Origin of the sequence: Streptomyces toxytricini (genome assembly GCF_014649915.1) — a bacterium.
GTDB lineage: Bacteria > Actinomycetota > Actinomycetes > Streptomycetales > Streptomycetaceae > Streptomyces > Streptomyces toxytricini.
This window is the reverse complement of the sequence record NZ_BMTY01000003.1, coordinates 67,984-76,802: the sequence shown is the minus strand read 5'-3', so window position 1 is coordinate 76,802 and position 8,819 is coordinate 67,984. Positions and strand designations below refer to the sequence as shown.

The window sequence follows — 8,819 nt, the reverse complement described above, 5'->3', positions numbered from 1 at the left end:
GGTCCCGGACGCGGCGAAGTCGACCCAGCCGCGCCGCACCCGCGATGAGCTGCTCGCCGAAGCACGGCAGTTGACGGAGTCGTGGCCGGTGGAAAACCTGACGGCCGACCGGATCCGGCGGGCGGTGCGCACCTCTCCGGAGAAGGGCCGGTGGCTGCGCGAGACCCTGCGGGCCGAACGGGGCGGGGCAGCGTGAGCGGGCTGCGGATCGGTGTCGTCCCCCAGGAGGCGACCGCCGCTGTGCGCGCCCTGTTCGGCGCCTTCCCCGACATGAACGAACTCGCCGCATGACCTGCCCGGAAGGGGCTCTCGTGTTCGCCGAAATCGCGTTCCTCCTCTACGTCGGGCACCTGCTGGCCGACTACCCGTTCCAGACCGACCACCAGGCCGCACACAAGGCCCAGTGCAGCCGCGAAGGCTGGACCGCCAACATCACCCACGCCGCCACCCACCTCGTGACCTGTGGCGCCATGCTCACGCTCGGAACGGTGCTGCTGGGCTGGCACCTCTCCCCGGTCCACGCCGCTCTGGCCCTGCTGTGGATCGGCCTGAGCCACGGGTTCATCGACCGCCGCTGGCCCATCACCGCGTGGATGCGGATCGCCCGCCAGCAGGGCTGGGCCGCGCACGGCGGCGCCGCCCACGTCGACCAGACCGCACACGTCCTCGCGCTCACGCTTGCCGCCCTCGCCCTCTGCATCTGACCCGACTGCCAGGGAGACCTCCTCATGTCCAAGAACGACATCGCCGTCCAGTACCGCACCGCCGGCGGGGCCATCGTCACCGTCTACGGCCGCCACTTCGAGTACCGGGCCGAGTGCGGCGGCTGCCGCGAGTGGACCCTCAGCGGCGACCTCAAGCGCTGGGCCCACCGCCACGCCACACGGTGCCTCGCCCTGCCCCGCTGACGACAGGAGAAGCACGGTGAACCACCTCCCCGAACCGATCCACCCGCCCACCGTGGTCCGCCTCCCTGACGGCACCCACGCCTACGCCGACCAGCTCCCCGCCACGTTCCAGACACCGCAGGTCGTGCACCAGCACATCCACCAGGCCCCGCCCGACCGCACCGTGCAGCGGATCGCGCTCGGCGCCGGGATCGGCGCCGGCGCGGTCGCCGCCGGCGTCTACTTCGGCCCCCTCCTGATCGGCGCCCTGACCGCGATCGCCGCCAACCTCGCGATGCTCGCCTTCCTCGCCCTGGTCCTCGGCTGGGGCGTCCACACGGTCGTGAAGTCCATCGGCGGCCCGGAGGGCACGCAGGCCGCGAAGAACCTCGCCAAGGCCAGCCGAAGGGGGAAGTGATGTTCGCTGCCGGAGACCGCGTACTCGTCGTCGCGTGTGAGGACGACCCGCGGGCCGTGGGCCGGACGGGCCGGATCCTCGACGAAATCCCGCCCGGCCCGCTCACCAACGGCCGATGGACCGTCGCCGGCCTCGGCTTCCTGATCGCCCCGGTCCTCTGCCACGCCCACGAATTGAAGAAGACCCGCTGACGCAGGCCTGACGGCTGCCCGATCCACCCGGCCCCGGTGCCGGGTGGTGAGGGGAGCCGGGACAGCCCCGGCCCCGGAAGGAGCCCCGTGATGGGTCAGGACCCGAAGTTCACGCCCGGCGAGGTCGCGCAGATCGCCTGGTACACCGCCCGCATGGCCAAGCGCGGGATCGCCTCGCAGACCGTCTACCAGGGCGACCTGGAGCGCAAGGTCGACCGGATCATCGACGCCGCCCGCGAACGCACCGACCGCGAAGCGGCCGAAGCGCGGGAGAACGGCAAGCGCAAGTAGCTGTGCCCCGGGGCGGCCGTCCCGGCCAAGGAAACCGGCCGCCCCGGGCCCTGCCCATCCCATGAGACGACAGGACATCCAGCATGCCCGAGAACGTCGTACCCCTCTTCAAGAACCCCCAGCCCACCACCCCCGAACCGCTCACCCTCGTCCCGCCCGCCCTAGACCCGACGCTGACCGCCAAGTCGATCCGGGTGCTCAAGCAGACGCTGCGGACCATGGCGGCCGCGGTCACCGCGGACCGCACGCGTACCGCGGCGCGGATGCTCGCCCGGCACGGCCTGTACGTGCTCGGCGGCGCCCGGATCGCGGCCCGCCGGGCGTGGGACGGGCGGACCGCCTCCCGCTACGAGCGCATGTGGCGAGCCGCCGAAGCGGCCGGCCACTGGGAGGAGGCCAAGGAGTGGGAGGACCGGCTGCACCGCTTCCGCTCCGACCGGCACCGCCGCCGCATGGACCTGATCAAAGCCCCCCAGGACCTCGCCAAGAGCGTGCTGATCGGCACCGGTCTGACGGTCGGGTCTCTGCTCGCGCTGGGGATTGTGCTGGCCATAGCGAACAAGGACGTCAGCTACGTCGTCGGCCCGCTCGCCTGGGCGATCGAGCTGATCCGCCTGGTCACCGTGGTCGCGACGGTGGTGTGGGGGCCGCTGGTTACGATCGGCCCGTGGGCGGCGCTTGCCGCGCTGTGGGCGCTGGGCCGCAACCGGCAGACCGCCCCTGCATGGGCGATGCCCGCCCGTCAGCGCGACGACGCCGGCGCACCCATCACCCCGTCGATCGTGGTCACCGCCCTTCGAGACCTCGGAATCGCACCGCTGCGGAACGCCATCAAGGAGATGGGCGACGCCGGGGCGGCGATGCTCGGGCCGATCCGGATCGCCGGATGCGGCGTCGAGGTCGACGTCACCCTGCCGTCCGGCGTCTCCACCGCCGAGGTCCAGGGCCGACGGCGCAAGCTCGCCGAGAACCTCGCCCGCCACGAGCACGAGGTGTTCATCACCCTCCCGACCAAGGCCCGCACCGTCCGGCTGTGGATCGCCGATTCCGGCGCCCTGGACGAGCCGATCGGCCCGTCCCCGCTGGTCACCGACGAGACCATGACCGCGAACTACAAGACCGGCCGGGCGCCGTGGGGTCAGGACCTGCGCGGCGACAAGGCACTGATCAGCCTGTATCAGCGGATGCTTCTGATCACCGGCCTGTCGAACCAGGGCAAGACCGCCGCCCTGCGCGCACTCGCCCTGTGGCTGGCCCTCGACAAGTCGGTCGAGTTCCGGATCGCCGACCTGAAGGGCGTCGGCGACTGGGCGATGTTCGACGGGCTCGCCACGGTCCTGATCCAGGGCCCGACCGACGAGCACGTCATCGACGCGACCGAGATGGTCGAGGGCATGGTCGCCGAGATGGAACGCCGCATCCAGGCCCCGCCCGGAACCGTCTTCCCGCCGCTGATCGGCATCGTGGATGAGGCGCAGGTCGCGTTCATGTGCCCCGCAGTCGGCGAGGACAAGCGGCCCTACGGCGGCAGCAAGGCCACGTCCCGCTACTTCATGGCCGCGCGGAAGCTTCACAACCAGGGCCGGGCCGTGGACGTGCTGCTGTGGGAGGGCACACAGGACCCCACCGACCAGAACCTGCCCAAGCTCGTCCGCGAGGGCGCCCACACCCGCGTCTCCCTCGCCCTCGGTACTGAGTCGCAGTCCCGGATGGCGCTGGGCGACAAGGCCGTCGACGGCGGCGCCGCCCCCCACCTGCTCCGCCAGGGCCTGGACAAGGGCACCGTCGTCGTCGCCTCCGACGGCATCACCATCCCGGCCGGACAGGCCTCCATCACGGTCCGCACCCACTACATCGACACCGACGACGCCATCACCGTCGCCGACCGCGCCAAGAAGCTGCGCGGGGCCGTCACCACCGCCACCGCCACCGAACAGCCGGCCGCCGCGGTCGACGCGCTCGCCGACATCGCCACCGTCATCGGCGACGAACCGCGGATGCGAACGCAAGAGGTCCTCGCCGGCCTCGCCGCGCTGAACCCGGGCGAGTACCGGGAATGGACCTTCAGCGACCTCAAAGACGTCCTCGAAGCCGCTGGCGCCGACCCCTACAAGTCCGACGGCCGCATGACCGTCAGCCGCGACAAGGTCCACACCGCCCTCACCAACCGCGAGGACGACGGTTCCGCTTCCGCCGCCGAGTAGCGGGAGCCGAACCCCGCACAGGCCAGGGAGGCAGGGAGAACTCCCTGCCCACCTCCCTGAGCCGCCTCCCTGGCGCTGACCTGCACAAACGATCGGTCAGAGAGCCAGGGAGGCGCCGCAGGCCAGAAGCCCGAACCCCGCGCTGCAGCCACCCCGCCAGGGGGTGGACCCTCCTCCCTGCCAAACGCCCGGGAGGGCTTCCGCTTAACCGTCACAAGCCGAGAGCGGCCCCCTCACGCCAATGACCGGGGCCGCTCCCATCCAGCACAACTGGAGGCACCCAGCATGACCCAACCCAACGACATTCCGCGAGCCCCCGACCGCACGGCCCTTCCCGCCCACCTGCGCACCGCGCTCTGGCTCGCCGGCATCGGCCTGCCCGTCATGCCGCTGCGGGCGGGCAAACTTCCCTTCGGGAACTGCCCGGCCTGCACCCGCTCGGCATGCGGGGACCGCCCCCACATGAAGGCGGCCGGGCCCTGCCAGTGCCCCGCCCCCTGCCACGGCTGGGGCGCCGCCACCACCGACCAGAGCGCCCTCACCTCCCCCGCGTGGGCGAGGGCCTGGCTGCAGGCGCACGCCGTCGCGTATCACCCCGGCGGTGCGAGGCTCACCGTCGTGGACCTCGACGACACGGACGCGATCGCGTGGGCCCGCCAGAACCTGCCCGCGACCAAGGTCGTGGCGACAACCCGCGGCGAGCACTGGATCTACTCCGGCACCGTCCGGTCGGTCAACAGGGTCCGTGAGGGCGTGGACATCAAGTCGAGCATGTCCTACGCCCGATGGCTCGGCCCCGGCACCGGCGCCATGGCGGCGGTGCCCCCGCTCGTGCACGAGCTGGTCAAGGAGAAGCCCGCGGCCGGGCCGGCGCCCCGCCCGGTCACGGTGCCCGCTCAGGCCGGGGGCGGGCGGTGCCCGCACCGCTCGCCCGTCTTCCTGGAGCGGGGCATCGCGATGGCGGAGCAGCGGATCACCGCCGCCACCAACGCGGTCCACAGCACGGTGTACGCCACGTTTCTCGCGGTGCTGTCGGTGCACGGCCGGTGCGGCTGCCTCACCGACACCCACATCGGCCGCCTGTTCGCCGCCGCGCAGGGCAAGGGCGAGTCCCCGCGGCACTGCACGGACGCCTGGGCCAACGCCTGCGTTGCTCTGGGGATGTGACATGGCCGAGGACGAGAAGAACCCGGCCCGCGCGATCATCGCCGACTACGCCCAGGCCAATTTCCGGTACTTCCGGACCGCTGACGGCACCGTCTACGCCCAGCGCAACGGCCAGCCCGTCGCCCGACCGATCCGCTCGCAGGGCACGACCGGCAGCCACCGGCAGGAACTCATGGTCGGCCTGTTCCGCGACGGGCTCGGCGTCTTCAACGGAACCGCGCTCAAGGAAGCCTTGGACTTGATCGAAGCACTCGCGATGACCGAAGAAGTACAGCCCGTCCACATCCGGGTAGCCCCCGGCTCTGGCGGAGCAACGTGGCTGGACATGGGGCGCGACGACGGCAAGTCCGTCCGAATTCACCCCACCGGCTGGGACATCGTCACTCCCGAGCCCCGCGAGGTGTGCTGGCGCCGCACGCAGCTCACCGGGGAACTTCCGCTGCCTGCGAAGGACACGGACGGCAAGGGGCTGGACCTGCTGCTGCGCCTGTGCAACTTCGCCGACGCCCGCACCGAAGCCCTGGCCGTGGCCTGGCTCGTCGGCTGTCTCGGCCCCTCCGTCCCCGTCCCCGCCCCGTTCCTCACCGGCCCCCAGGGCGCCGGCAAGTCCACCGGCGGCCGAATGCTCGTCCGGATCATCGAGGGCATGAGCGCGGACCTGCGGCGCTCCCCGAAGGACGAGGAGAGCCTGATCGCCGCGGTGGCGGCCGGGTGGGTCACCGCCCTGGACAACCTCTCCCACCTCGGCCCCGACCTCTCCGACTTGATGTGCTGCATCGTCACCGGCGCCGAGACCGTGAAGCGGGCCCTGTTCACCGACGGGGACGTCGTCCGCGCCCGCTACCGCCGGCCGCTGCTGCTGACCGGGATCGACGTCGGTGTCATCCGCCCCGACCTCGCCGAACGGCTCCTGCCGCTGCGGCTGGAGCGCCCCAGGGTGCGGCGGACCGAGGAAGAGCTGTGGGCGGAGTTCGAAGAGGCCCTGCCGGTCATCCTCGGCTCGCTCCTCGATCTCACTGTCAAGATCCGGGGCACGCAGGCGGACATCCCCACCGACCTGCGCATGGCCGACTTCGCCCACCTCTGCGCGCAGCTCGACGCCGCCACCGGCCTGGGAGCCCTCACCGCCTACCGGGCCGTCCTGGACGACCTCAACGACGACGTCATCGAGGGCGACCTCCTGGCGCAGACCGTCCTCAAGCACGCCGCCGGCATTGCCGCCGGAACCGAGGTCCGCATGACCTCGGCCGAGTGGCTGCACGCCCTCACCCAGCTCTACACCGGCGAAGGGGAATTCCGCCCCCTGCCCAAGGGCTGGCCCACGACCGGCAAAGTCCTCTCCGACCGCCTCAAGCGGCTGCAGCCCGTCCTGACCGCCCGCGGTGTCTACGTCGACTGGGGCCGCACCAACGCCGCCCGCTACATCGAGATCGCCCGCCCCGCGCCCCTGCAGGACGATTCGCAGGAGATGTTCTAGACCGAGCACCACCCGGTTGCGGCCGCTCAAGCAAGAGGAGCACCCCCGCCCCGGCGCAGCGGTGCTCCTCTTGCTCTTCGGCGGCTTGCCGCCGCCAAAGGGCGTGCCGCTTGCGGCTCCTCATTCACGCCTGAAGGCAGCGCCAACAGACACAGTCCTTCCCCCTCTCTTTTTCCTAAGTAGGAACCGCTGCGTCACCTGCGTCACCGCAGCCCCAAAAACACGGCCTGACCTGCATCAACAGAGGTGACGCAGAGCCCAAAATCCTGCGTCACCTTGCGTCACCTGCGTCACCCCGTGACAGACGGCTGCGTCACCGGTGACGCAGCCTGTCCCCTCCTGCGTCACGGAAACCCACAGGTCAGCGGCCCGAGTGACGCTGATGACGCAGTGACGCAGAAATCCCGACTTCGGACACATCCGCCCACCCGACTCCGAAAGGGAGACCCGATGGCCCGTCCCGTCCGCCGCCGTCAGCCCGTCGACGAGTGGCTGCCTTTGACCGACGTCCTCGCCGAGATCGGCATCACCCGAGCCACTTACTACCGCTGGCGCAACCGCGGCTACGGCCCCGAGGTGAAGCGCCTGCCCAACGGGCACCTGCGGGTCCGCCGCAGTGCGCTCGACACCTTCCTGAACGAGCTGGAGACCGCGTGACCGACTGGAGCTACACCGTGCGGATCTGGAGCATCCGCAAGCGTCCCTACCGCAAGCCGTACCAACTGCGCTGGCAGGTGGGCACGAAGCCGCACTCCGAGTCCTTCCTGACCCTCGGCCTCGCCGAGAGTCGGCGGGCGCAGTTCATCACCGCGGCCCGCGGCGGCGAGCCGTGGGACGCCGAGAGCGGGCTTCCCAAGTCTCTGCTGCAGAAGGCCAAGGACATCTCCTGGTACGAGCACGCCAGGAGGTACGTGGAGATGAAGTGGCAGCACTCCCCCGCTTCCACGCGTCGGAACCTCGCCGAGGCGATGGCCACTGTGACCCTGGCGCTGGTGAAGGACACGAAGGGCATGGCGGACCACCGGGCCGTGCGCCGCGCGCTCTACACGTGGGGCTTCAACGTGAACCGGTGGAAGGAGGACGCGCCCGAAGACGTAGCTGCGCTCCTGGCCTGGGTCGAGCGGAAGTCGGTCCCGACGTCCACCCTGGCGGATCGGATGGCCGTACGGCGGGCGCTCGACGCGTGCGCCCGCCGGCTGGACGGCAAGACGTCGTCCGGTGCCGTCATCGCGCGGAAGCGGGCGATCTTTCACCAGGCTTTGGGGCTGGCCGTGGACGCCGGCTTGCTGGGCGAGAACCCGCTCACCGCGATGAAGTGGACCGCGCCGGAGAAGGTTGAAGAGGAGGTGGACCCGGAGGCGGTGCCGGATCCCGGGCTGGTCGCGTCCCTCCTGGCTGCCGTTCGCGAGCAGGGGGCCCGCGGGCGGCACCTGGAAGCGTTCTTCGGGTGCATCTACTACTCGGCCGCCCGGCCGGGTGAGCTGGTCGGCTTACGGCTCCAGGACATCGACCTGCCCCGGCGCGGGTGGGGGATGATCCAGCTGCGCGAGAGCCGGGCCCGCTCCGGCACCGCCTGGACGGACACGGGGGAGGCCCACGACCGGCGCGGGCTCAAGCACCGCACCCGCAAGACCGTCCGGTACGTGCCCATCCCGCCAGAGCTCGTGGCGATGCTGCGGTGGCACGTCACGGCGTACGGCACCCATGAGGACGGCCGGCTGTTCCGGACCGCCCGCGGCGGGATGGTCCAGGAGAGTGGCTACGGGGCCGTCTGGGCGGCCGCCCGCGAGGACGTGCTGACCGTCGCGGAGCGCGAGTCCAAGCTGGCCAAGCGCCCTTATGATCTTCGTCACGCGGCCGTGTCGACGTGGCTCAGCTCCGGGGTGGAGCCCCAGCTTGTGGCCCAGCGGGCCGGCCACTCGGTCGGCGTCCTCTTCCGGGTGTACGCGAAGTTCCTGAAGGGCGGCGACGAAGCCGCCAACGCGAAGATCTCGGCGCTCCTGAGTCGGCACCGGAGCCCGGCGGCGTCCCCGGCCCGGTGAATGCCCCCCGGCCACAACCGCAGGTCGGGCCCGGAAATCCCGTCCATAGCCCGTCCACACGCCCTGGTAGAGAGGGTGATCGAGCGGGACGCGGTGAGACAGTTCGCCCTGTTCGGGCCCGGAACGCAGAACGGCCCCTGAC

General features: G+C 71.3%; 10 protein-coding genes and 1 pseudogene. All 11 read left to right on the top strand.

Going from position 1 to position 8,819, the window contains the following annotated elements; translation table 11 throughout:
• A pseudogene (locus IE170_RS32410) lies at positions 1–196 on the top strand (conjugal transfer protein); the annotation flags it as partial.
• Between the two features lie 115 nt (positions 197–311).
• Positions 312–704 carry a DUF3307 domain-containing protein gene (locus IE170_RS04385; RefSeq protein ID WP_189807986.1) on the top strand — a complete coding sequence of 131 codons (393 nt, stop codon included), beginning with the start codon at positions 312–314 and terminating at the stop codon, positions 702–704.
• A 24-nt stretch (positions 705–728) separates the two neighbouring features.
• Positions 729–908, top strand: coding sequence for a hypothetical protein (locus IE170_RS04380; protein WP_189807985.1), 180 nt, complete (start codon positions 729–731; stop codon positions 906–908).
• Between the two features lie 16 nt (positions 909–924).
• Complete coding sequence (locus IE170_RS04375) at positions 925–1,305, top strand: DUF6251 family protein (protein ID WP_189807984.1); 381 nt, start codon at positions 925–927, stop codon at positions 1,303–1,305.
• On the top strand, positions 1,305–1,496 hold the full coding sequence (locus IE170_RS04370) for a hypothetical protein (RefSeq protein WP_189807983.1): 192 nt from the start codon (positions 1,305–1,307) through the stop codon (positions 1,494–1,496). Before IE170_RS04375 ends, IE170_RS04370 begins: the two co-directional genes overlap by 1 nt.
• 90 nt (positions 1,497–1,586) lie before the next feature.
• Positions 1,587–1,787: a DUF6257 family protein gene (locus tag IE170_RS04365; protein WP_189807982.1), complete on the top strand. Its 201-nt coding sequence runs from the start codon at positions 1,587–1,589 to the stop codon at positions 1,785–1,787.
• Positions 1,788–1,870: 83 nt separating this feature from the next.
• Positions 1,871–3,991 carry an ATP-binding protein gene (locus IE170_RS04360; RefSeq protein WP_189807981.1) on the top strand — a complete coding sequence of 707 codons (2,121 nt, stop codon included), beginning with the start codon at positions 1,871–1,873 and terminating at the stop codon, positions 3,989–3,991.
• 285 nt (positions 3,992–4,276) lie between these two features.
• Entirely contained in the window at positions 4,277–5,158 is an 882-nt protein-coding gene (locus IE170_RS04355) for a bifunctional DNA primase/polymerase (protein ID WP_189807980.1), read from the top strand.
• Position 5,159: 1 nt separating this feature from the next.
• Positions 5,160–6,635 carry an AICE element replication initiation protein gene (locus tag IE170_RS04350; protein WP_189807979.1) on the top strand — a complete coding sequence of 492 codons (1,476 nt, stop codon included), beginning with the start codon at positions 5,160–5,162 and terminating at the stop codon, positions 6,633–6,635.
• 450 nt (positions 6,636–7,085) lie between these two features.
• Entirely contained in the window at positions 7,086–7,292 is a 207-nt protein-coding gene (locus IE170_RS04345; protein ID WP_189807978.1) for a helix-turn-helix transcriptional regulator, read from the top strand.
• Positions 7,289–8,677, top strand: coding sequence for a tyrosine-type recombinase/integrase (locus tag IE170_RS04340; protein WP_189807977.1), 1,389 nt, complete (start codon positions 7,289–7,291; stop codon positions 8,675–8,677). Before IE170_RS04345 ends, IE170_RS04340 begins: the two co-directional genes overlap by 4 nt.
• The last annotated feature ends 142 nt before the right edge of the window (positions 8,678–8,819 follow it).